23 protein-coding genes are annotated in these 22,750 nt (G+C 66.9%); 16 read left to right on the top strand and 7 right to left on the bottom strand.

Going from position 1 to position 22,750, the window contains the following annotated elements:
* Positions 1-214 precede the first annotated feature (214 nt).
* The 6 genes from A3CW_RS0100215 (at position 215) to A3CW_RS0100190 (ending at position 4,305) form a co-directional block, all read left to right on the top strand.
* Complete coding sequence (locus A3CW_RS0100215) at positions 215-1,162, top strand: 2-hydroxyacid dehydrogenase (protein WP_028201755.1); 948 nt, start codon at positions 215-217, stop codon at positions 1,160-1,162.
* Positions 1,163-1,223: 61 nt separating this feature from the next.
* The gene (locus A3CW_RS0100210; protein WP_028201754.1) at positions 1,224-2,147 is read left to right on the top strand and encodes a hydroxymethylglutaryl-CoA lyase; all 924 of its coding nucleotides are present in this window, start codon (positions 1,224-1,226) and stop codon (positions 2,145-2,147) included.
* Positions 2,148-2,187: 40 nt separating this feature from the next.
* Complete coding sequence (locus A3CW_RS0100205; RefSeq protein WP_028201753.1) at positions 2,188-2,694, top strand: YbaK/EbsC family protein; 507 nt, start codon at positions 2,188-2,190, stop codon at positions 2,692-2,694.
* Positions 2,695-2,696: 2 nt separating this feature from the next.
* On the top strand, positions 2,697-2,924 hold the full coding sequence (locus A3CW_RS0100200) for a DUF1289 domain-containing protein (protein WP_028201752.1): 228 nt from the start codon (positions 2,697-2,699) through the stop codon (positions 2,922-2,924).
* Positions 2,921-3,376: a MaoC family dehydratase gene (locus tag A3CW_RS0100195; RefSeq protein WP_028201751.1), complete on the top strand. Its 456-nt coding sequence runs from the start codon at positions 2,921-2,923 to the stop codon at positions 3,374-3,376. Before A3CW_RS0100200 ends, A3CW_RS0100195 begins: the two co-directional genes overlap by 4 nt.
* Positions 3,373-4,305, top strand: coding sequence for an MBL fold metallo-hydrolase (locus A3CW_RS0100190; RefSeq protein ID WP_028201750.1), 933 nt, complete (start codon positions 3,373-3,375; stop codon positions 4,303-4,305). Before A3CW_RS0100195 ends, A3CW_RS0100190 begins: the two co-directional genes overlap by 4 nt.
* Positions 4,306-4,521: 216 nt before the next feature.
* Here A3CW_RS0100190 and A3CW_RS0100185 read toward each other — a convergent pair whose 3' ends face one another.
* Together A3CW_RS0100185 and A3CW_RS0100180 are read right to left on the bottom strand one after the other, a co-directional pair.
* A complete protein-coding gene (locus tag A3CW_RS0100185; RefSeq protein ID WP_028201749.1) occupies positions 4,522-5,823 on the bottom strand; it encodes a DUF445 domain-containing protein in 1,302 nt (433 codons plus the stop codon).
* 101 nt (positions 5,824-5,924) lie between these two features.
* A complete protein-coding gene (locus A3CW_RS0100180) occupies positions 5,925-6,833 on the bottom strand; it encodes a DMT family transporter (protein WP_028201748.1) in 909 nt (302 codons plus the stop codon).
* Positions 6,834-6,992: 159 nt separating this feature from the next.
* On the opposite strand from A3CW_RS0100180, the gene A3CW_RS0100175 reads away from it, so the two are divergent.
* Positions 6,993-7,466: an Lrp/AsnC family transcriptional regulator gene (locus A3CW_RS0100175; protein WP_028201747.1), complete on the top strand. Its 474-nt coding sequence runs from the start codon at positions 6,993-6,995 to the stop codon at positions 7,464-7,466.
* Positions 7,467-7,500: 34 nt separating this feature from the next.
* On the opposite strand, the gene A3CW_RS0100170 is transcribed toward A3CW_RS0100175, so the two are convergent.
* Positions 7,501-8,394, bottom strand: coding sequence for an alpha/beta fold hydrolase (locus A3CW_RS0100170; protein WP_028201746.1), 894 nt, complete (start codon positions 8,392-8,394; stop codon positions 7,501-7,503).
* Positions 8,395-8,611: 217 nt separating this feature from the next.
* On the opposite strand from A3CW_RS0100170, the gene A3CW_RS0100165 reads away from it, so the two are divergent.
* Positions 8,612-9,577 (top strand): NAD(P)H-dependent flavin oxidoreductase, encoded by a 966-nt coding sequence (locus tag A3CW_RS0100165; protein ID WP_028201745.1) that lies wholly within the window; start codon positions 8,612-8,614, stop codon positions 9,575-9,577.
* Positions 9,578-9,595: 18 nt separating this feature from the next.
* Here the strand turns inward: A3CW_RS0100165 and A3CW_RS0100160 are convergent, their stop codons facing one another.
* From A3CW_RS0100160 to A3CW_RS50025, 3 genes are all read right to left on the bottom strand, one after another.
* Complete coding sequence (locus A3CW_RS0100160) at positions 9,596-10,570, bottom strand: LysR family transcriptional regulator (RefSeq protein WP_028201744.1); 975 nt, start codon at positions 10,568-10,570, stop codon at positions 9,596-9,598.
* A gap of 185 nt (positions 10,571-10,755) precedes the next feature.
* A complete protein-coding gene (locus A3CW_RS0100155; protein WP_028201743.1) occupies positions 10,756-11,853 on the bottom strand; it encodes a porin in 1,098 nt (365 codons plus the stop codon).
* 535 nt (positions 11,854-12,388) lie between these two features.
* Positions 12,389-12,949, bottom strand: coding sequence for a hypothetical protein (locus A3CW_RS50025; RefSeq protein ID WP_154677821.1), 561 nt, complete (start codon positions 12,947-12,949; stop codon positions 12,389-12,391).
* Between the two features lie 590 nt (positions 12,950-13,539).
* Between A3CW_RS50025 and A3CW_RS0100145 the strand changes: the two genes are divergently transcribed.
* On the top strand, positions 13,540-14,586 hold the full coding sequence (locus tag A3CW_RS0100145; RefSeq protein WP_028201742.1) for a bile acid:sodium symporter family protein: 1,047 nt from the start codon (positions 13,540-13,542) through the stop codon (positions 14,584-14,586).
* A 230-nt stretch (positions 14,587-14,816) separates the two neighbouring features.
* Positions 14,817-16,664 carry an EAL domain-containing protein gene (locus A3CW_RS44705; protein WP_051481075.1) on the top strand — a complete coding sequence of 616 codons (1,848 nt, stop codon included), beginning with the start codon at positions 14,817-14,819 and terminating at the stop codon, positions 16,662-16,664.
* Positions 16,665-16,771: 107 nt separating this feature from the next.
* Here the strand turns inward: A3CW_RS44705 and A3CW_RS50720 are convergent, their stop codons facing one another.
* Positions 16,772-16,927 (bottom strand): DUF3309 family protein, encoded by a 156-nt coding sequence (locus tag A3CW_RS50720; protein WP_035512102.1) that lies wholly within the window; start codon positions 16,925-16,927, stop codon positions 16,772-16,774.
* Between the two features lie 229 nt (positions 16,928-17,156).
* Here A3CW_RS50720 and A3CW_RS44695 point away from each other — a divergent pair, with 229 nt between their 5' ends.
* From A3CW_RS44695 to A3CW_RS44685, 6 genes are all read left to right on the top strand, one after another.
* Positions 17,157-18,212, top strand: a complete 1,056-nt coding sequence (locus tag A3CW_RS44695; RefSeq protein WP_051481074.1) for a LacI family DNA-binding transcriptional regulator — start codon at positions 17,157-17,159, stop codon at positions 18,210-18,212.
* A 73-nt stretch (positions 18,213-18,285) separates the two neighbouring features.
* Positions 18,286-19,620: an AGE family epimerase/isomerase gene (locus A3CW_RS44690; RefSeq protein WP_081771466.1), complete on the top strand. Its 1,335-nt coding sequence runs from the start codon at positions 18,286-18,288 to the stop codon at positions 19,618-19,620.
* A gap of 16 nt (positions 19,621-19,636) precedes the next feature.
* Positions 19,637-20,620 (top strand): carbohydrate kinase family protein, encoded by a 984-nt coding sequence (locus tag A3CW_RS0100120; protein ID WP_028201741.1) that lies wholly within the window; start codon positions 19,637-19,639, stop codon positions 20,618-20,620.
* Positions 20,621-20,830: 210 nt separating this feature from the next.
* Positions 20,831-21,052, top strand: a complete 222-nt coding sequence (locus A3CW_RS0100115) for a hypothetical protein (protein ID WP_028201740.1) — start codon at positions 20,831-20,833, stop codon at positions 21,050-21,052.
* A 171-nt stretch (positions 21,053-21,223) separates the two neighbouring features.
* Entirely contained in the window at positions 21,224-21,469 is a 246-nt protein-coding gene (locus A3CW_RS0100110) for a hypothetical protein (protein ID WP_028201739.1), read from the top strand.
* A 312-nt stretch (positions 21,470-21,781) separates the two neighbouring features.
* The gene (locus A3CW_RS44685; RefSeq protein ID WP_407669682.1) at positions 21,782-22,648 is read left to right on the top strand and encodes an ion channel; all 867 of its coding nucleotides are present in this window, start codon (positions 21,782-21,784) and stop codon (positions 22,646-22,648) included.
* Positions 22,649-22,750: the final 102 nt, after the last annotated feature.

The following is a 22,750-nucleotide window of genomic DNA, read 5'->3' as shown; positions in this document are numbered from 1 at the left end:
CGCCGAACCAATTTTTTTTGCTTAGCTTTTCGGCACCCCCCACCGCGGTCCGGCGCGGGACACGCCGCGCTCGGGTGCGCCGCGATTTGCCCGGCGGGCGCGGGCCTGAAAAAGTAGAATGGTGCCGGTGCACGCGGCTCTGGCGGGCCGCACGCAACGCAACAGCGCGTATGTTCGAGCCGCACCGCCGTTACCAGGGACAGGTTCACCCATCATGAAGATCATTTTCTGGTTCCCGCAGACCGACGCCTCCACGTGGCTCCACGGCCTCGCGCGCGCCCTGCCCGATGCCGAGTTGCGCGAGTGGCAACCCGGCGACACCGACCCCGCCGACTACGCCGTCGTCTGGCACCCGCCGCGCGAACTCTTCGGCGTGCCGGGGCTTCGGGCCATCTTCAATCTGGGCGCGGGCGTCGACGCGATCCTCGCCCACGAACGCGAGCGGCCGGGCACGCTGCCCGGCACCGCGATGCTCGTGCGGCTGGAAGACTCGGGCATGGGCCGGCAGATGAGCGAGTACGTGCAGCATGTCGTGCTGCGCTACCTGCGCCGCTTCGACGAATACGCGCTCGCGCAGGCGCGCCGCGAATGGCACGTGCTCGCGCCGCATCCGCACGAGACCTTCACGGTGGGCGTGCTCGGCCTGGGCGTACTGGGCGCGCAGGTCGCGCACGCGGTTGCCTCGCTCGGCGTGCCGGTGCGCGGCTTTTCGCGCAGCATGAAGACGATCGAGGGCATCGAAACGTATTCGGGCGAGTTGCACGGCGAGCAGTTCGACGCCTTCCTCGACGGCGTGAAGCTGCTCGTGAACCTGCTGCCCGCCACGCCCGACACCGAAAGCGTGCTCAATGCGCGCACCTTCGGCAAGCTCTCGCGCGGCGCGTATCTCGTGAACGTGGCGCGCGGCACGCATCTGGACGAACAGGACCTGCTCGACGCGCTGGCGAGCGGCACGCTCGCGGCGGCGACACTCGACGTGTTCCGCGAAGAGCCGCTGCCGCCCGATCACCTGTTCTGGCGCGAGCCGCGCATCACGATCACGCCGCACAGTTCGGCGCTCACGTTGCGCGACGAAGCGATCTCGCAGGTCGCCGACAAGATCGGCGCGCTGGCTCGCGGCGAGACCGTGAGCGGCGTGGTGCATGTCGGGCGCGGTTACTGAACGGCGGCAAATCGCATCGGAACATCGCGAAGCATTTCAAATAATCGTTGGAGACACGGCAATGGCATTACCCACCGCAGTCAAGATCGTCGAAGTCGGCCCGCGCGACGGCCTGCAGAACGAGAAGGAATTCGTTCCCACCGCAACCAAGATCGAACTGATCAACCGGCTCTCGGCCGCGGGCTTTCCGAACATCGAGGCCGCCTCCTTCGTCTCGCCCAAATGGGTTCCGCAGATGGCCGACGGCGCCGAAGTCATGGCCGCCATCGAGCGCCGCAGCGGCGCGATCTACTCGGTCCTCACGCCGAATCTGCGCGGCTTCGAAGGCGCGCTCGCCGCGCGCGCGGACGAGATCGTGATCTTCGGCGCGGCGAGCGAGGCGTTCTCGCAGAAGAACATCAACTGCTCGATCGCGGAAAGCATCGAGCGCTTCGCGCCCGTGGCGCAAGCCGCGAAGGACCACGGCGTGCGCATTCGCGGCAGCGTGTCGTGCGCGCTCGGTTGCCCGTATCAGGGCGAAGTGCCGGTCGCTTCGGTCGTCGATGTCGTGGAGCGCTTCGCCGCGCTCGGCTGCGACGAGATCGACATTGCCGACACCATCGGCGTGGGCACGGCGAGGCGCGTGCACGAAGTGTTCGAAGCGGTGACGAAGGTGTTCCCGCGCGAGCGCCTGTCGGGCCACTTCCACGACACCTACGGCCAGGCGCTCGCCAACATCTATGCGGCGCTCGAAGAAGGCATCGCCATTTTCCACGCCTCAGTGGCGGGCCTGGGCGGCTGTCCGTATGCGAAGGGCGCCACCGGCAACGTCGCGACCGAAGACGTGCTGTACCTCATGAACGGCCTGGGCATCCATACCGGTATCGACCTGAACCAGGTCGTCGCGGCAGGCGCCTTCATTTCGACCGCCATCGGCCGGGTGAACGTCTCGCGCGCGGGCAAGGCCCTGCTTGCGAAGGCCCGCAGCGAAGCCGCCTGCTCGTGAACCGCGACCCATCGAATCGCAGTACGAAGGAAATCAACTCATGACGGAAACCCTCGACAACCTCGACGCCCTGCCCGACTCCGCGCGCCGTGTCGCCCTGATGCTGCGCGAGCGCGGCCACGCCAGGCCGGTCGTGATGCTGCCCGAGACCGGCAAGACTTCCGCCGAAGCCGCCGCGGGTCTTGGCTGCGAAGTCGCGCAGATCGCGAAGTCGATCCTGTTCCGCCGCCGCGAAGACGACGCGCCCGTGCTCGTGATCGCGAGCGGCGCAAACCGCGTGGACGAAAAGAAAGTGGCCGCGCACGTGGGCGAGATCGGCCGCGCCGACGCAAAGTTCGTGCGCGAGAAGACCGGCTACGCCATTGGCGGCGTGTGCCCCATCGGCCACGCCACGACGCCCGTCACGCTGATCGACGCCGATCTGTTCGAGCTAGAAAGCCTGTGGGCCGCGGCCGGCCATCCGCATGCGGTGTTCAACCTCTCGCCACAGGAACTGGAAGCGCTGACCGGCGCGCCCGTGGTGGACGTCGCGCTGCGCGACGCGTGAGCATGACCGCGCTTCACGACGCCGTCACGCCGCCGCCTTCGCCTTGCATCAACATCTGCCGCATGGATGCGCGCAGCGGCTTGTGCGAGGGCTGCCTGCGCACCATCGACGAGATTGCCGGCTGGTCCACGCTCGACGACGCAGCGAAGCGCGCCGTCTGGGATGCGATCGAGACGCGGCACGCCGAATGGGTCGCGCAGCGCTTCGCGTCGCAAGGAGAAAAACAATGAACGCGCTTGCCCGCGTCGTTACGGTCGGCGAGACGTTCCGCTCGACGCTTCAACTCACGCCCGAATCGGTGAAATCGTTCGGACTGCTCGTGAACGATCTGAACCCGCTGCACCACGACGAAGCCTACGCGGCGCAAAGCCGCTTTGGCGGCCTGATTGCATCGGGCACGCAGCCCACCGCGCATTTCATGGCGCTGCTCGCCACGCACTACTCGCAGTACGCGCAACCGCTCGGGCTCGAATTCGACATGAAGCTCAAGCGCGCCGCACACGCGAACGACACGATCACGTTCGAGTGGCGCGTGGATGAAGCGTGGTGGAAGCCGAGCCTGAACGGCGATCTCGTGAAGCTCGTGGGCGAGGCCGTGAACCAGAAAGGCGAAACGCTCGTGGTAGGGCGCGCGACGATCCTCGTCATGCCCAAACCCGAGCACGCATCGGCACACGCATGAGCGACGCGCCCACACTCCCTGAATCGATCCGCGTGTTCGAGCGCGGCTGGCTGTCGTCGAACAACGTGCTGCTCGTCGATGAGGCGCGCGCCGCACTCGTCGATACCGGCTACGCCACGCACGCCGAACAGACGCTCGCGCTCGTGCGCCACGCGCTCGGCCAGCGAGCACTCGATCTCATCGTCAACACGCACTTGCACTCCGACCATTGCGGCGGCAACGCGCGACTGCAGGCGCAATGGCCCTGCGCGACGCTGATCCCCGCGGCGAGTGCAACGATCGTGCGCGAGTGGGACGAGGCGCGCTTGAGCTTTCTCGCCACCGGGCAGACCTGCGACCGATTCGCGTTCACAGGCACGCTCGCGGCGGGCGAACGGCTCGCGCTAGGAGGCTTCGAATGGGAGGTGATCGGCGCGCCGGGGCACGACCCCGACTCCGTGATGCTCTACGCAGGCGGGCCGCGCCTGCTCATCAGCGCCGATGCGCTTTGGGAGAATGGCTTCGGCGTGATTTTTCCCGAGCTCGAAGGCGAAAGCGGGTTCGCCGAGCAGCACGCGGTGCTCGAAGCCATCGCGAAGCTCGACGTGCGCGTGGTGATTCCGGGCCACGGCAAGCCGTTCACGAACGTCGAGGCGGCGCTGGAGCGCGCGTTCTCGCGCCTCGCCTGGCTGCGCGCCGACCCGGCCCGCAACGCGAAGAACGCGCTCAAGGTGCTGATCGTCTTCAAGCTGCTGGAAGTGCGCGCGTTGACCTTCGACTCGCTACTGGCGATGCTGGAAAACGCCGCCTCCCTGCACGCCGCTGCGCAGCAACTCGCTCCGCGCAGCGCGTGGCCGGGGCTGCTGCGCGAACTGGCTGGGGAACTGGCGAAGAGCGGCGCGCTGGTCGTGGACGGCGAACGCCTCGAAGCCCCGGCAACAGCGGTCTAGCGGCGCTACCTGGAGAAAGCGGGAAAAGCGCGAAAAAAAACGCTCGTCCGTTTCCGGACGAGCGTTGGAATTAGCTCTGACGTGATCAAACTGTCGAAGGCATGATACTCGCGCCAGAATTCCCGAAGCATCAGTGATTTCCCTACAGATGACCTACGCCCGCAGGCCTGGCGCATCGTCGCAGGATCCATTCATCTGGAATCCGAATCAATCTCACTACCCGAGCTTGAGCCGCACAAGCTCGAACAGATGCGAACACAGGTAGAGCCCTAGCCCGATCGCGCCGCCGATCACCGTGCCGTTCACGCGGATTTTCTGCAGATCCTTGCCGATTTTCAATTCGATGAGCCGCGCCGTCTCGCGTGTATCCCAGTTCTTCACGGTGTCGCGAATGTGATGCGTGAGGTAACGCGCGAAGTCGGGCGCCATGGTGCGCGCGGCGTCTTCGAGATGGCCGTTGAGCGAGGCGCGCAGGTCGGCGTCGGCGGCGAGCGTCTCGCCTAGCCACTGGCCCGTTGCGGCGACCTTCGCGTGCAGCGCCGAGTCTTCGCGCTCCAGATCGTCGCGCAGCCACGCGCGCAGGCTGTCCCACAGCGCGCGCGTGTAATCGTTGAGCGCGCCGCCCTCGCGCAGGCTCGCCTTCAGCTCCTCGCCCTTGCGCAGGAACGCCGGATCGCTCTTCAGCTTCACGATCAGCTTTTCCACGACCTCATCGAACTTCTGGCGCAGATGGTGTTCGCGATCCTCGCTCACCTGCAGCAGCAGCCGGTTCACGGCGCTTTCCACCACGCGCGCGCCGCTCTCGCCGATCCACTCACTCGGCAAAAACTTCTCGGTCGTCGGATAGTCGCTCTTGAGCCAGTCGACGATGGCCGATGCGACGAACGCGCGCGTGCCCTCGTCGCGCAACAGGATGGCGAGCTGCTCGAGCATCTGGTCGAGCAGCTCCTGGTGGCGGCCGTCCCGGGTGAGCGTGTCGAGAATCGCACCCGCCGACTTCGAGAAGTCGACGCGTGCGAGCGCCGCGTGCAGGCTGTCGCGGATGAAGCTCTGGATGCGCGCGTCATCGGTGAGGCCGAGCACGCCCGACATCATGCGCACCGCGTAGTCGCCGAGGCGCTGCGCATTCTGCGGCGCGGTGAGCCAGCTGGAAAGCCGCGCCACCGGATCGTGGCGCCGGATCAACCCGACGAGCGAACCCACGTCGAGAAACTTGTCGCGCACGAAGGCGGCGAGTTCGTCGGCGATGCGTTCCTTGTTGCGCGGAATCACGCCCGTATGCGCCGAAACGAACGGAATCGGGACGCGCCGGAACAGCGCAACCACCGCGAACCAGTCGGCCAGGCCGCCGACCATTGCGGCTTCGCTCACGGACTTGACGCCGTCCGTCACGACGCCTGGCGGGAAAAAAAGCGCCGTGCCGGCGAAGACGAGCGCCGCAACCAGCAGAAACGCCAGCGCCTGGCGCTTGGCGCGCGTGAGTTCGGCTTCGTCCCGTGGGGCGTGCGAAGGCGTCATGAGGAGCAGGGAGTCGCGGGTTCGAATCGCGACATTATGCTGCCCGCGCGCCAACCGCCGCATGCCGAAGCGCCGCACCAGCGCGGCGCGCTCGCGACGCCTCAGGCCGAACGCGTGTCCCGCCGCTGCGGCACGATCCGCCAGCCGAGGTTCACGCCCGCCGCCGCGACCAGGATGAGCGCGGCGCCCACCACCTGGATCCACGCGAGGCGCTGGCCGAACGCGAACCAGTCCACGAGGATCGCGACCACGGGGTAGATGAACGAGAGCGCACCGGTCATCGCCGTGGGCAGCTTCTGGATCGCGCCGTAGAGCAGCACGTACATGATGCCCGTGTGCACGACGCCGAGCGTGACGAGCTGCGCCCAGTGCAGCGGGGTGGCCGGCAGCGTGCCGTAGTGGATGAACGGCGCGAGCGCGAGCGCGCCGAACGCGAGTTGCACGAGCGCGATGAGGTGGGGCGGCGTGCCCTTGAGATGGCGCGTGATGATCGACGAGATCGCGTAGAGAAACGCCGCGCCCGCCGCGTAGGCCACGCCCTGCAGATACTCGCCGGGCACCGCGAGCACGGCGGGCTGCACCTCGACTACGCACACGAGACCGAGGAAGGCCACCGCCAGCCACGCGAGCGTCGAAGCGCTCACGCGCTCGCGCAAAATGACCACGCCCAGACCGACCAGCATGAACGGCTGCGTGTTGTAGACAGCCGTGGCCATGGAGATCGACGCACGCGAATAGGCGGCGAACAGCAGCACCCAGTTCGCGACGATGGCCGCGCCCCCCAGCACGGCGAGCGCGAGCGTGCGCGGCGGCAGGTGCTTGCGGCGCAGCAGGCCGAGCGCGGCGCACACGAGCGTGAGCGTCGCGCCGCCCAGCACACAGCGCAAAAAGGCGATGTTGATCGGGGCCTGCCGCGAGGCGACCACGAGCCAGCCGATGGTGCCGGACATCAGCATCGCAACGATCATCTCGGCGGCGCCGCGGCGAATTTCAGGAGTGGTGGAAGACATGAGCTTGCATCCTCGTTGTAGCGCACGAAGGGCGCGCAGCCCTTCGCATCTGCAAGCCAGTTTATCGGCTGCAAGGCGAGGAATACATGGCTAAACTTAGGCGAGAGGCAAGACTTGCCTTCGATTGAAAGGCCAACCTGGCGGAGCACCCGCGCAATCATGAACCGACGTCCGAACCCAACGCCCGCCGCGGCCCCGCTCGACGACATCGACCGCATGCTGCTCGCGGCCCTCGCCGAGGACGCCCGCGCAAGCGTCGCCGAACTGGCCAAGCACGTGGGGCTGTCGGGGCCGAGCACGTCCGAGCGGCTGCGCCGGCTCGAAGCGCAAGGCGTGATTGGCGGCTATACGGTGCAGATCGATCCGCGCGCGCTCGGCTACACCTTGCAGGCCATCGTGCGCGTGAAGCCGCTGCCCGGACAATTGCATCTGGTGGAAGAGGTGCTGCGGCGCATTCCCGAATTCGTCGAGTGCGACAAGGTCACGGGCGACGACTGCTTCATCGCCCGGCTTTTTCTGCATTCGATCGATCAGCTCGACGAGATTCTCGCGAAAGTCACCGAGCGCGCCGAAACCAGCACGGCCATCGTCAAGTCCACGCCGGTGCCGCGCCGCCTGCCGCCGCTACGCTGAAGCCCGGGCGCTGAAACCCGGGCGCGGCAGCCCGTCAGCGTTCCGTGGTCTCGAAGAACGCCAGCATCTCCTCGACCAGCGCCTCGCTCGCCTCTTCGGGAATGTAATGGCCGCACGGCAACGCACGCCCGCTCACGTCGCGCGCCACCTTGCGCCATTCGGCGAGCGGGTCGAAGCAGCGCTCGATCACGCCTTCCGCGCCCCACAGCACGCGCAGCGGGCACGCCACCTTGTTGCCGCGCTCGAGATCGGCGCGGTCGTGCTCGAGGTCGATGGTGGCCGAGGCGCGGTAGTCCTCGCACATCGCATGCACGGCGCCCGGCTGGCGCAGCGCCGCGCGGTAGGCGCCCAGCGCCTTCGGCGCGAAGGGTGCGAGGCCCGCGTGACGGCTGCCCATGACGCGCTCGATATAAACGTCCGGGTTCGCTTCGATCAGCGTCTCCGGCAGCGGCTCGGGCTGGATCAGGAAGAACCAGTGGAAGTAGAGCGTGGCGAACTCGCGGTCGGTCTGTTCGTACATGGCGAGCGTGGGCGCGATGTCGAGCAGCATGAGCCGCTCGACGGCGTCGGCGTGGTCGAGCGCCATGCGGTGCGCGACGCGCGCGCCGCGGTCGTGCGCGCACACGAGAAATCGCTCGTGGCCGAAGTGGCGCATGACTTCGACCTGATCGGCCGCCATCGCGCGTTTCGAATAGGCGGCGTGTGTGTCGTCGCTGGCCGGTTTCGAGGAAGCGCCGTAGCCGCGCAGATCCGTCGCGATGACGGTGAAGTGCTGCGCGAGCGAGGAAGCGCACCGGTGCCAGATCATATGCGTCTGCGGATGGCCGTGCAGCAGCAACAGCGGCGGTCCGTCGCCGCCCTTCACGCCGCAGATGTCTACGCCGCCCGCAGTGCGAACGGTGAAAGGCTGGAATCCGTCGAAAGGCATGGGGCTAGTCTCTTGTGTTTGTTGGTCTGCGGTCATTGTATGAGGCGAGCGCGGCTCGAAAATGTGCTTTTGGGCTCGCAGCGGTAGAAACCGAACACTCCCTCGAAAACCGCACGAGGGATCCGCACGCGCGATGCCCGATCGACCCCACGCCTATAATCGAACGGCCGTTTTCGCGCCCCCGCCGTCTATCGAAGCGCCGCAAGGAGACCTCCCCATGGCACTGCCCGCCGTCCTGCAAAATCTCTCACTGCCCGTCGTGGGCTCGCCGATGTTCATCGTCAGCTATCCGGAGCTGGTGCTCGCGCAGTGCAAGGCGGGCATCGTCGGTTCGTTTCCGGCGCTCAACGCGCGCCCCGCCGAGGAACTGGGCGTCTGGCTTACGCAGATCCGGGAGGAACTCACCGCGCACAAGCGCGCGAACCCCGAGGCCGTGATCGGGCCGATCGCCGTCAACCAGATCGTGCATCAGTCGAATGCGCGGCTCGAGCACGACGTGCGCGTGTGCGTCGAGCACCATGTGCCGATCTTCATCACGAGCCTGCGCGCGCCGCCGCGCGAACTGCTCGACGCGGTGCACAGCTACGGCGGCATCGTGCTGCACGACGTCATCAACCTGCGCCACGCCGCCAAGGCGCTCGAAGCGGGCGTGGACGGCCTGATCCTCGTGGCCGCGGGCGCGGGCGGCCATGCTGGCACGACCTCGCCGTTCGCGCTGGTAGGCGAAGTGCGGCGCATCTTCGACGGCCCGATCGTGCTGTCGGGCGCGATCGCCAACGGCGGCTCGATCCTCGCCGCCCAGGCCATGGGCGCGGACCTCGCCTACATGGGCACGCGCTTCATCGCGACGAAAGAGGCGCACGCCGTGGACGACTACAAGCACGCCATTCTCGAAGCGAAAGCCGCGGACATCGTCTACACGAACCTCTTCACGGGCGTGCACGGCAACTATATCCGCGAGAGCATCGTGAACGTCGGGCTCGATCCCGATGCGCTGCCCGAGTCGGACAAGTCGAAGATGGACTTCGGCGCGGGCACCTCGAAGGCCAAGGCCTGGAAAGACGTGTGGGGTGCGGGCCAGGCCGTCGGCCTGATGGACGACGTGCCCTCGGTGGCGGATCTCGTGGCGCGCCTGAAGCACGAGTACGAGGCGACGAAGGCGCGGCTGGGCGTGGGCCGCTGAGCGCAGGCGGGCCCGGTTTCAGCCTCGGGCAGACGCAATCCGTGCGGCGTCGGCGTTGACCGCCGCCGCGCGGATCGCCTCGACGCCCGGCCAGAGTTCGCGCTCCGAAAAGCGCGCGGCAAGGAAATCGACGAACGAGCGCACCTTCGCCGAGAGATGGCGGCGGCTCGCGTACACGGCGTAGATCGGCAGCTCGCGCGGCGGCAGTGCGTCGACGAGCAGCGGCACGAGGCGCCCCTCGGCGATATCGTCGCCCACCACCTCGGTGCCGAGCATCGACAGCCCGCCGCCTTGCAGCACCACCACGCGCAGCGCTTCCAGGTGATTGACGATGAGGTTGCCGCCCGGCTTCGGTTTCATGCCGCCCGCGCCCTCCGCGAACGGTGCGAGTTCCTGGGCCGAAGCCCCCGCGTACTGAACGAAGTTGTGCCGCGCGAGATCGGCCACGGTTTTCGGCGCGCCGTGGCGGCGCAGGTACTCGGGCGAGGCGCACAGCACGATGTGCGCGGTGGCGAGCGGCCGCGCGATCAGCGAAGACGACTTGAGCCCCGAAGGCGCGGCGCGGATCGCCACGTCGAAGCCCTCGTCGATCAGCTCGACCACGCGGTCGGACAGCGTGATGTCGACGGTCACCTGCGGATAGCCGGCGGCGTAGTCGGCGACCGCGCCCATCACATGACGCAGCCCGAACGCCGTGAGCGACGACACGCGCAGGCGCCCCTGCGGCACCACGCTCGCCGCGCCCACCGCCTGGCCGGCCTCGTCGAGTTCGGTGAGCGCCTGGGCCACGCGCTCGTAATACTCGCGTCCCGCCTCGGTGGGCGCGACGCGGCGCGTGGTGCGGTTCAACAGGCGCGCGCCGAGCTGCTGCTCCAGATGCATCACATGCTTGCTCGCCATCGCGGCGGACATGTTCATGCGCTCGGCCGCCGCGACGAAGCTGCCCGCCTCCACCACCTGGCGGAACACTTTCATGCTGACGAGGGTATCCATTGCGCGGCCTTCAATTCGAACATCAAAGAATGGGAATCAATCGGCGATATTTTCCTCGTTTTATCAAATGCGGGTGTTGAAACGCGCAGGCGTGCTTTATATCGGGCGGCCCAGAAAGCAAAAACCCCGCGCTGCACATAGCGCGGGGTTTTTGCATCGAACGGCGACGTTACAGGCTGCGCCGTTTAGAACTTCGCGCGCAGGCCCACGCCGTAGGTCTGGCCGCTCGACATGTTGTCGAAGTGGTCGTACATGTACGCGGCGTAGACGTCCGTGCGCTTGGAGAGCGGGTAGTCGTAGCCGATAGCCGCCGTCTGGCGCGTCTGGTTCAGGCCGCCGCCGTCGCGCGAGTACGCATACGACGCCATGACCGTGCCCGGGCCGGCCGGGACCGTCACGCCGCCCTGGGCGGTGTTGACGTGCCAGCTGCCCACCTGCTGCCAGTTCGCCGTGTACATGTACTGGCCGAAGAACTTCACGTACTTGAGGTCGTACGAGAGGCCGACCTGCGCCACGCCCTGGCTCTTCAGGCCGATGATGGTCGTGTCGCCGCTCACGATGCTGCCGATGTCGCCCGGCGTGTTGTTGAAGTTCACGTACTGATAGACCGCCGTGGCCGCGAACGGGCCATGGAAATACAGGCCCTGCACGCTCCACTTCTTCGAGCCGTTCTGGCCGGCCTGGTTGCCGAACGCATACATGGCCGAACCCGAGAGGCCGTTGAAGTTAGGCGTCGAGTACTGCACGGCGTTGTTCCAGCCCGAGTCGCCCACCACGCCCTGGTCGGTCGTGTAGGTCGGGAACGTCGAGAGGCCGAGGTACACGTGGTACACCATCGGCGAGAAGGTGTACGAATCGATGAACGGGTTGAAGAGAATCGTCGAGACGAATAGCTGCGTCGTCAGGCGCCCCGCCGTGACCGTGCCGTACGGCGATTCGAGGCCGACGTACGCATTGCGCGCGAAGAACGTGTCGCCCGCGAAGCGGCCGTACTGGCCGTTCTGCGCGCGGAAGAAGCTTTCCAGCGTGAAGATCGCCTTGTAGCCGCCGCCCAGATCTTCAGATCCCTTCATGCCCCAGTACGACGTGGACATGCCCCCGCCGCCCACGTTCCAGGCGGTCTGGCTGCCCGGAAATTTCGTCGCCCCGACCCACTCGTCGACCTGGCCGTAGAGCTGGACGCTCGACTGCGCAAACGCCGACGACGACGCGGCGGCAAGAACAGCGGCGAGCGCGCTCGCCTTCAGGGTAGTGCGCAGCGCGCGGCTGACCGTTGTATTCATGGGTTCTCCAGTCTTTGTCAAAAAAGGGTGTCGGGCGGCTGAGGCGCTCGCGCAAAGCTTGGTTTTTTCGTCGTTCGCACGCGTGGCCGTTCTGGGCGGATCCATCTTTGCGGACCATTTTTATGGTCAAAAATAAGCGGTGTTATTGCCGGTATATCGGGCGGATTAGTTTGCCGTCGATCGAACCCGGTTTGCCGCTGCCGACGCCGCTTTGCGTTGCGCTGCGTCACGATGAATCGCAGCCTGCCGGGCCGCGCCCAGCGGGCCGCTGCCGCACGCGCGGGGCTGCGAATGACGCGCCGCCGAAACGAAAGCGAGATTTGAGACGAAAGGGTTCTGTATGACGAGAGATTTCCAAAAAAGTGTGGTATCCACGCGTCAGTTTTCGCGGCGTGGACGAACGCACCTTGTTTTGGACGTGTTTCGGCGGCGCTAGCAGGTCAATGCCTGAAGCGAATCCCGAGGAGAATCAAATGAAGAAAGCGGGAGAAAGCGTGCGGGGGGAAGAAAACAAAAGCGGGCCGCGAGGCCGCGCTCAATTGCGATAAGGCGAAGGCATGGGCGGACGCGGGACCTCGCCGCCGTTGCGCGGGAATGGCCGGTAGGTACCGCCGCGCTCCTCGTTGTAGCGGGCGACGTCTTCGCGGATCGAGCCCGCGCGCACCGGCGAGTCGGCCGGCGGATGCGGCACCTGGCGCGATTCCGCGCTCACGGGCGTGATGGGATTGCCGCGATAGCCGCCGCCGGAGCCGCCGAACGGCGTGCCATAGCTGTAGTCGCGATGGGGAGCCTGCTGCTGGACCTGACCTTGCCACTGGTTCGGCGCACGATTGCCGCCGCGCTCATAGCGGCCGCCCTGGTCGGCCACGCGCATGGGCGAAGCGGCACCGGCGTAAGCGGCCGGGCCGCGGCCGCGCTCAGGGGCGCCGCGGTAGCCGCCGCCCAACGACATGCCACCGCGCGGCGCGGGCATCGAGTGCATGGCGGGCATCGCGGGCATGGAAGGCGCGCGCGCGAAGCCGCCGCCCCCGCCGTGCCCTGGAAAACCGGGCTGAGCATGGGCGAGCGCAACGAAGGCCGCTAATCCGGCCCCCAAGACCCACTGTCCCAGTTTTGACAACCCTGCGTGCATTGTGACGTTTCACCTGCCCGACGTTCGCGCTTTGGCAACCCGCCACTCGGGCCATGGCGGGCCAGTCCCGGGACGCTCGCCGCGCGAGCGCGTAACGATTGCCGCCACAACGGTCCGGGCGTCCTTTGACGGTAATTTATGGGCGTGCTGAATGGGTGTCGAGCCAAAAGATGTTATGCCGCCCGAAGGGTTGTAACACCATGTTACTGCTGGGTTTTCCGGCTTCGGATGCGCCCTCGGAAGGCCGCCTGGCAAGGCTCTCCGAGCAGGTGTGAGCGCGGTTCGTTTTATGTTTGAGCAAGCCTGAACATCTGAAGAATGCGCGGACTCCTGAAGACTTTTGCGGCTCGGGAATACCCTCGCTCGTCGATGAGGAATCCGGCATAAAGGGACATCGATGCCGGCGATACATGCGCATCCATCATGAATCGATGCTTCAAATGAATTTGCTTTTTCAATCGGCTTGCGCCGACAATAGACGTCCCGATTCACCCGTTGCACGCACATCGATCTGCGCGCAGCCAGGCGCCCAGGCGCGCATTTGAGATTGTCCGATGGCACGTCCGAAATTCCTGCCCGATAACTTCACCCTTTGCCTCGTCGGCACGGTGATTCTTGCGAGCCTGTTCCCGGTGCACGGCCAGGCCGCCACCGGTTTCAACTGGCTGACCAATGTGGCCGTCGGCCTGCTGTTCTTCCTGCACGGCGCCAAGCTCTCGCGCGAGGCGATCGTCGCCGGTGCGACGCACTGGCGGCTGCACATCGTCGTGCTGCTCAGCACCTTCGTGCTGTTTCCGGCGCTGGGCCTCGCGCTCAAGCCCGTGCTTTCGCCGCTCGTCACCCCGGCGCTCTACGCGGGCGTGCTGTTCCTCTGCACGCTGCCCTCCACGGTGCAGTCGTCCATTGCGTTCACCTCGATTGCGCGCGGCAACGTGCCCGCCGCCGTTTGCAGCGCTTCGGCGTCGAGCCTGATCGGCATTTTCGTCACGCCCGCGCTCGTGAGCCTGATCGTCACGAACCAGAGCGCGAGCGGCGGCTCGGCCTGGCACACCGTGTGGAACATCGTGCTGCAACTGCTCGTGCCGTTCGTGGCGGGCCAGTTGCTGCGCCCGGTGATCGGCCGCTGGATCGAGCGCAACAAGGGCGTGCTCAAGTTCGTCGATCAGGGCTCGATCCTGCTGGTGGTGTTCGGCGCGTTTTCCGAGGCCGTGAACGAAGGGCTCTGGCATCACATTCCGCTCACCGCACTCGGCGGCCTGCTCGTGGTGAATGCCGTGCTGCTCGCGCTCGCGCTCGGCATCACGATATTCACGAGCAAGAAGCTCGGCTTCTCGCGCGCCGACCAGATCACCATCATTTTCTGTGGCTCGAAGAAGAGCCTCGCGGCCGGCGTGCCGATGGCGAAGGTCATCTTCGCCTCGAACGCCGTGGGCGCGGTCGTGCTGCCGCTCATGCTGTTTCACCAGATCCAGTTGATGGTGTGCGCGGCGCTCGCCCAGCGCTGGGGTGCCCGCGACATGAGCGCCGAGCGCGCCGCCAGCGCGGGCGACGAATCGCGCGCCGGCGCGAGCGAACGCACCGCCACCGCCGCGCGCCGCTAAACGGCGTTCAGTACATCACTCGGGGCGGCGAGAAACCGCCGCCCTGCTGCAGCAAACGCCGTGGCTAGCTCCCGGCGTCCCACTCTCCTCCGCCAGCCCCCTCCCCGCATCACGCGCGCATGCGCCGCACGCCCAAAGATTGGACATCGCGGCACTGTCACCAAAATTTCATTTAATTCATCCGATCATATGCCGTTAAGTTCATCGTCTTCGCCCGTTCCGGCCTGTCCATGTCTGCTCCCGCGCCACTCCTGCACGCGGCGCCCGGCGTCGGGGCGCTGATCGCCCAGCGCCAGCTGCGCGCCGTCTTCCAGCCCATCGTCGATTTCGAGGGTGGCGCGATCCTCGGCTACGAAGGCCTCATTCGCGGGCCGGCCGGCTCGCCGCTCGAAACGCCCGCCGCCCTCTTCGCGCGCGCCGGCGACGAACAATGCACCGCCGCGCTCGAACGCGCGGCCGCCCGCACCTGCATCGAAACGTTCGCGAGACTCGACTGCCCCGGCAAGCTGTTCCTCAATTTCAGCGCCGACGCGCTGCGCCAGCTCACCGCCGACGGCGACGCCGCGCTCGCCCTCTTCGACGGCCCGATCGACCCCACGCGCGTCGTGATCGAGCTCACCGAGCAAAGCGCCATCCACGACTTGCGCAACTTTTCGCCCGTCGTCGAGACGCTGCGCGCGGCCGGCGCCCAGTTCGCGCTCGACGACTACGGCACGGCCAACGCGAGCCTCAACCTCTGGGTGCAGTTGCAGCCCGATGTCGTGAAGATCGACCGCTTCTTCATCCACGACATCGCCAACGACGCGCTCAAGTTCGAAGCCGTGCGCGCCGTGCAGCATTTCGCGCAGGCGAGCGGCACACGGCTCGTGGCGGAAGGCATCGAGAACGCTGCCGACCTGATCGTGCTGCGCGACATGGGCATCGACTGCGGCCAGGGCTTTTTCTTCGGCCGCCCCAACGTGGAGCCGCTGCGCGTGCTGGCCCGCGAAGCGCGCGAGGCGATTCGCGCGGACCATATCGCCGTGTTCCCCGAGGCCACGCGCAGCGCCGCCACGCAGCCCGCGGGCGGCGGCGCGCCGGCCAGCAAGATGCTCGTGCGCGCGCCCGCGCTGCCGCGCCAGGCGACCAACAACGACGTGCTCGAACTGTTCAACGGTCAACCCGATCTGCACGCGGTGGCCGTGGTGGAAGACGAAGCCCCCGTCGCGCTCATCAACCGGCGCGCGTTCATGGACCGCTATGCGCTGCCGTATCACCGCGAGCTGTTCGGCAAGAAGGCCTGCCTGCAATTCGCCAACGCGCAGCCGGTGCTGATCGAGCAGTCGATGACGGTCGAGCAGATGGCGACGCTGCTCGTAAGCGACGACCAGCGCTATCTCGCCGATGGCTTCGTCATCACCGATAACGGCCGCTACGCCGGGCTCGGCACTGGCGAGAGCCTCGTGCGCGCCGTGACGGAGGTGCGCATCCAGGCGGCACGCTACGCCAATCCGCTCACCTTCCTGCCGGGCAATATCCCCATCAGCTCGCATATCGAGCGTCTGCTGTCGCACGACGCGGGCTTTCACGCGTGCTACGTCGACCTGAACCAGTTCAAGCCCTTCAACGATCAGTACGGCTATTGGCAAGGCGACGAGGTGCTGAAGTTCGCGGCGACGGTGCTCGCCGACGTCTGCGACCCCACGCGCGACTTCCTCGGCCACGTGGGCGGCGACGACTTCCTGATCCTGTTCCAGAGCGAGACGTGGCGCGAGCGCGCGCGCCAGGCGATCGGAACGTTCAACGAAGGCGCGCAGCGCTTCTATGCACCGGGCGACCGCCTCGCGGGCGGCATTCACGGCGAGGATCGCCACGGCAACGCCACCTTCTTCACCTTCGTGACGATGGCGATCGGCTGCGTGTACATCGCCCCGGGCGAGGGCGCGCAGCACAGCAGCGACGCCATCGCCTCGCTCGCGGCGCTCGCCAAGCGCCGCGCGAAGCAGGAAGCGAGCGGGCTCGTCGTGATCGACGGCAGCGCGAGCGCCAACCTCGTGCCCACACTCGCCTCGACACCAGGCGAAGCCGGTTGGTCATAGCGGCCTGAACCTCCCCTGCGGCAGCCCAGGACATGAACGGGCCGGCCGCGCGGCGGGTGCCGCGCGCCGGCCCGTTTTGCTTGCGTTGCTTGACTGCTGCGCCGTCGCTAGATCGTCCCCATCAAGACCAGCACGACGACCACGACGACGATGATGCCGAGCGTGCCCGAAGGCGCGTAGCCCCATGAACGGCTATGCGGCCACGCTGGGAACGCGCCAATGAGCAGCAGGATCAGAATGACCAGAAGCAGGGTGCCGAGCATGATGCCTCCGTAAGTCGAATGTTGGTGTCCGGCTTTCCGCAACCGTCGTGCCCGCGCCCGTTTAGTGAATTTTACTAAACATGAATGTTTGCGTTTATTTCATTGTTTACTGGTATTTACCTGGAATTCGAGACGTAGATTCGGGTTTTTTGGACAGGTTTTTACTATACAATCGCCGCACACCTGACCACACCCGGAACGCTCACCGCGCCACCGCCAGCCAGGAATCATGGGGACAACCATTCGTGACGTCGCGCAAGCCGCCAACGTGTCGATCGGCACGGTGTCGCGCGCGTTGAAGAACCAGCCGGGCCTCTCCGAGGCCACGCGCGGGCGCATCGTCGAAGTCGCGCGCACGCTCGGCTATGACTGCGCGCAACTGCGTCCGCGCATTCGCCGGCTCACCTTCCTGCTCCACCGCCAGCACAACAACTTCGCGGCTAGCCCGTTCTTCTCGCACGTGCTGCACGGCGTGGAAGACGCCTGTCGCGAACACGGCATCGTGCCCGCGCTGCTCACCGCCGGCCCCGCCGACGACACCGTCCAGCAGTTGCGCCTGCACGCGCCCGACGCCATCGCCGTGGCGGGCTTCGTCGAGCCGGAAATGCTCGCTGCGCTCGTCGCGCTGCAACGCCCGCTCGTGCTGATCGACCTGTGGGCGCCGGGCCTGCGCTCGGTGAACATCGACAACGCGGCCGGCGCCGCGCTCGCCATGCAGCATCTGTTCGAACTGGGACGGCGGCGCATTGCGTTCATCGGCGGCTCGCTCGCGCACTACAGCATCGCGCAGCGCGCGCTCGGCTACCGGCGCGCGTTCTTCGAGGCGGGCCTGTTGTTCGACCCGTCGCTCGAAACGACGATCGACGGCGGGCTCGATCCCGACACGGGCGCGTCGCTCGCCATGCAGCGTTTGATCGACGCGGCGCGCGCCACATCGCGCCCGCCGCCCGACGCCCTGTTCGCCTACAACGACGCCGCCGCGCTCGCGGCCATGCGCGTGTGCCTCGCCAATGGCCTGCGCGTGCCCGAGGACATCGCCATCATCGGTTTCGACGATATCGCGGGCGCCACGCACGCCACGCCGCCGCTCTCGACGATCGCCGTCGACAAGGAAGCACTCGGGCGGCGCGGCGTCGAACTGCTGCTCGAGGAGACGCCTGCCGCGAGCGAAATCCGTTTGCCGGTACAGCTCGTCGCGCGTGCGAGCACGCTGGGTGCGGCGTCATCGAACCTCGTTGCCGCGCACGCTGTCCATCACGCTGCAGGCACGCCACAGAGCGCCTGAGGCGCTCCGTCGAAACACGCTGAACACACATTGAAAATACGCTGAAGCCACGTCCAGGACAGAAGAGAAAGCCATGACGATGACCGCCGACACCGCCTCCTCCGCCACCGCACAACCCGTCGCCGTACCGGGCGTCGCGAGCTTTCGCGACCGCGGCTTCCTGCTCGGCCACGTGCAGGACACGCTGCGCTTCTACGCGCCGAACGTGCTCGATCCCTCGGGCGGCTTCTTCCACTACTTCCGCGACGACGGCTCGATCTACAACGCGCACTCGCGGCACCTCGTGAGCAGCTGCCGCTACGTCTTCAACTATGCGATGGCGTATCGCGAGTTCGGCGATGCGCAGCACCTCGAATACGCGCGCCACGGCCTGCAGTTCCTGCGCGAGGGCCACTGGGACCCGCATCTGCAGGGCTACGACTGGGAGATCGACTGGCGCGACGGCAAGAAGCGCGTGCTCGACGCCACGCGTCACTGCTACGGCCTCGCGTTCGTGCTGCTCGCTTACGCGCATGCGGCGATGGCCGGCATCGAGGAAGCGCGGCCGATGATCGGCGCGACCTTCGATCTGATGGAACACCGCTTCTGGGACGGCGCAGCGGGCCTTTACGCCGACGAGGCGAGCGCCGACTGGATCGTCTCGGGCTATCGCGGCCAGAACGCCAACATGCACACGACCGAGGCGCTGCTCGCGGCCTACGAGGCGACGGGCCATCTCGTCTATCTCGACCGCGCCGAGCGCGTGGCCTCGAACATCACGCTGCGCCAGGCGAAGCTCTCGCAAGGGCTCGTGTGGGAGCACTTTCACGCGGACTGGTCGGTGGACTGGCACTACAACGAGGAAGACAGCTCGAACATCTTCCGCCCGTGGGGCTTCCAGCCGGGCCATCAAACGGAGTGGGCGAAGCTGCTCTTGCTGCTCGAACGTCACCGGCCGCTGCCGTGGCTGCTGCCGCGCGCAATCGAACTGTTCGACGCCGCCATGGCGCACGCCTGGGACAACGATCACGGCGGCCTCTACTACGGCTTCGGCCCGGACGGCACCGTGTGCGATCACGACAAGTACTTCTGGGTGCAGGCGGAAACCTTCGCCACGGCGGCGCTGCTCGGCAAGCGTACCGGCAACGAGCGCTTCTGGGACTGGTACGACGAAATCTGGCGCTACAGCTGGGCGAATTTCGTCGATCATCGTTACGGTGCGTGGTACCGCATCCTCACCTGCGACAACCGCAAGTACAGTGACGAAAAGAGCCCCGCAGGCAAGACCGACTATCACACCATGGGCGCGTGCTACGAAGCGCTGAACGCGCTGCCGGGACGCGGCATGGCGCCGGTCGTGGGCCGCGAGGAAGCGACCGCCGCCGTTGGTGGCATGACGGGCATGACAGGCACCAGCGGCCAGAACTAGACAGAGGAACACGACGATGAGCACCTGCAGCACCGGCCCGGACTTTTCGTCCGGCTTCCCGGCCTTCATCTCGGCCGGCGATATCCTCACTGATCTCGTGCGCACCCCCGCGCCCGAGGGTTCGCCGCACGCTTCGCAGCCCGGCTCGCCGGGCATGGACTCGCACTGGCGCGCGCATCCTGGCGGCGCGGGCTGGAACGTCGCGCGCGCGGTGGCGCGCCTCGGGCTGCCCACGGCGAGCGTGGGGGCGCTCGGCGTCGACAACTTCTCGGACGAACTCTGGAACGCGAGCGTGGCCGCCGGCCTCGACATGCGCTTCATGCAGCGCGTGGAGCGCGCGCCGCTGCTCGCGATCGTGCATCAGACGCATCCGCCCGCGTACTACTTCATCGGCGACAACAGCGCCGACCTCGCCTTCGATCCCGCGAAGCTGCCCGAAGGCTGGCGCGCGCACGCGAAGTGGGCGCACTTCGGCTGCATCAGCCTCGTGCGCCAGCCGCTCGGCGAAACGCTCGCCACGCTCGCCGCCGAGCTGCGCGCGGCCGGCGTGAAGATCAGCTTCGACCCGAACTACCGCAACCTCATGGCGCACGGCTACGAGCCGATCCTGCGCCGCATGGCTGCGCTCGCCGATCTCATCAAGGTCTCCGACGAAGACCTGCGCATGTTGTTCGCCGGCAAGAGCGAGGCCGAAGCCATCGACGCCGTGCGGGCGCTCAATCCGGCCGCCACGCTGCTCGTCACGCGCGGCGCGCAGGCGGCCACGCTCTATGTGGGCGACGAGGTGATCGAGGCGGCGCCGCCGCGCGTCGAAGTGGCCGATACGGTGGGCGCCGGCGACGCGTCCATCGGCGGGCTGCTGTTCAGCCTCATGAGCGCGCCGCAGCGCAACTGGCGCCAGCATCTCGCCTTCGCGCTCGCCGCAGGCGCGGCCGCGTGCCGCCGGCCCGGCGCGCATTCGCCGACGCTCGACGAAGTCGTCGCGCTGCTCGCCGACTGAAGGCACACGCGGCGCGCATTCTGGCGCACCGCCTGGACACCGCGCGGGGCTGACACGAAAGCGCCGCGCCGCCGTCATATGCGTGTCCCGCAGCCGCGCGGGCAACGTGCTAGCATGGAATCTCCCTCTTGCTGCGGGTCAGGCGCGACGCTTGCGCGCCCCAATCCACGTGACCCGTCGAGGGGAGTTTCCTTCCACGAGGAGCACGTTATGGAAGACGTCAGCTACACCAAGGGGATCTACACGGCCGTCGCTTCTGTGCGGCCCATGAACGCCGGCCAGTACCAGGGCCTGGTCTCCCTGGCGCGCGACGACGGCGAGGAACTCGAAAACGCGGTGTATGAAGTCGAAGCCGCATCGGGCACGCCGGAAGAGGCTCTCGAAGAAGCCAAGGCGCTGGCGCATCGCATTCTCGGCGAACTCGAACTGTAAGCCGCCGCGGTGAGCCCAGTGCCCGCTCGGGGACTGCCGGCAGCGCTGCATGAGACGGGGGTGCTCTGCATGGGACCAGAGTAAGTGCTTAGCATGGGCCCGGAGTAAGCGCTAAAGCACTAACTCCGGCCGACAGCTCAAGCGCCAACTCTGGTCGACAGGAGGTTAGCCATGTCCGAACAGCTCTTTCTATACGGCGTCTACGCCATCCACGTGCATCCCCTCGAACTGCAGGGCGCTCGCTGGGACGCCGAGTATCAGATCACGCATCGCGACAAGGCCGTGCAGCCGTGGGTCACGGTCGGCGGCAACGCGGGCTTCGAGGCGCCCACGCAAGCCGTGGACGCCGCGCGCCGCCAGGCCATCGCGGATATCGAACACGGCGCAGGCATTCCGAAGCCGCACGGGTTTCCGTAAGCCTTTCGTTCGACGCCGTTCCTGCCGCGTCTCACTCCTGCTCTCGTCGCGCCAGCCCTGCGCCCTGCCAGCGCCCGTTGGCGCGTGCCCGCTTGTCCTGCCCCTGCAGCATTGCTACGCTCTTCTCCTTACTTCAGATCCGCGGGGACCATCATGACGTCCGAGACGCCGGAGCGCTTCGCAAACCAGGAAGCGGCCCAGCAAGCCGAATCGGCACCCGAGGCTTCGCCCGGCGTCGACATGGCCGCCTGCAAGGCCGAAACGCCCGCGGGGCCCAGGCAAAAAGCCAGACGCGGGACGCCGCGCAAGCTGATGATCGGCACGCGCGAGGTGCTCGTCTACGGCATGCCGCAATCCTGGGGCGACTTCTATCACACGGCGCTCACCATGCGCTGGCCCACCTTCTTTGCGTCGCTCGCGGCCCTCTTCCTGCTCATGAACGGCGTGTTCGCGTGCCTCTACCAGCTCGGCGCCGCGTCTATCGCCAACCAGTACCCGAAGGGCTTCCTCGGTGCGTTCTTCTTCAGCGTGGAAACGCTCGCCACCGTCGGTTACGGCGACATGCATCCGCAAACGCTCTACGCGCATATCGTCGCCACGCTGGAAATCTTCGTCGGCATGTCAGGTATCGCGTTGGCGACCGGCCTCGTGTTCGCGCGCTTCTCGCGCCCGCGCGCGAAGATCATGTTCGCGAGCCAGGTGGTGGTGCACCCCATCGAAGGCCGCATGACGCTGATGGCGCGCGCCGCCAACGCCCGCCAGAACGTGATCGCCGAAGCGGGCGCGAAGCTGCGGCTCATCCGTATCGAGACTTCGTCGGACGGCTTTCGCGCACGGCGCATCCACGACCTCAAGCTCGTGCGCGACCAGCATCCGCTCTTCACGCTGGGCTGGAATCTCATGCACGTGATCGACGAGTCGAGCCCGCTCTACGGCGTCACGCCCGAGACGCTGGCCGAGCAGCACGCCACGCTGCTTGTCGTGATCGAGGGCTCGGACGAATCGACCGCACAGACCATGCAGGCGCGCTTTAGCTGGTCGGACCGCCAGATCCGCTGGGACTACCGCTACGTCGACCTGATGAGCGACGCGGACGGCGTGAGCACGATGGACTACACGCACTTTCACGATGTCGTGCCGTTCGATCGCGCGAAGCCTTACGCACCTCGGACGATCTGACAGATTGTCCCGAAGGCCGATCCAGACGGGGTTGCGGCGCGGTAGGGAAAATCTCACTCCAAATTCGCCCGGCGCGGGCAGGCTCTCGCGCGAATAAGCGGC

This window comes from Paraburkholderia nodosa DSM 21604 (assembly GCF_000519185.1).
Lineage (GTDB): Bacteria > Pseudomonadota > Gammaproteobacteria > Burkholderiales > Burkholderiaceae > Paraburkholderia > Paraburkholderia nodosa.
The sequence above is the reverse complement of the archived record's forward strand: the minus strand, read 5'-3'. Positions and strand labels throughout refer to the sequence as shown.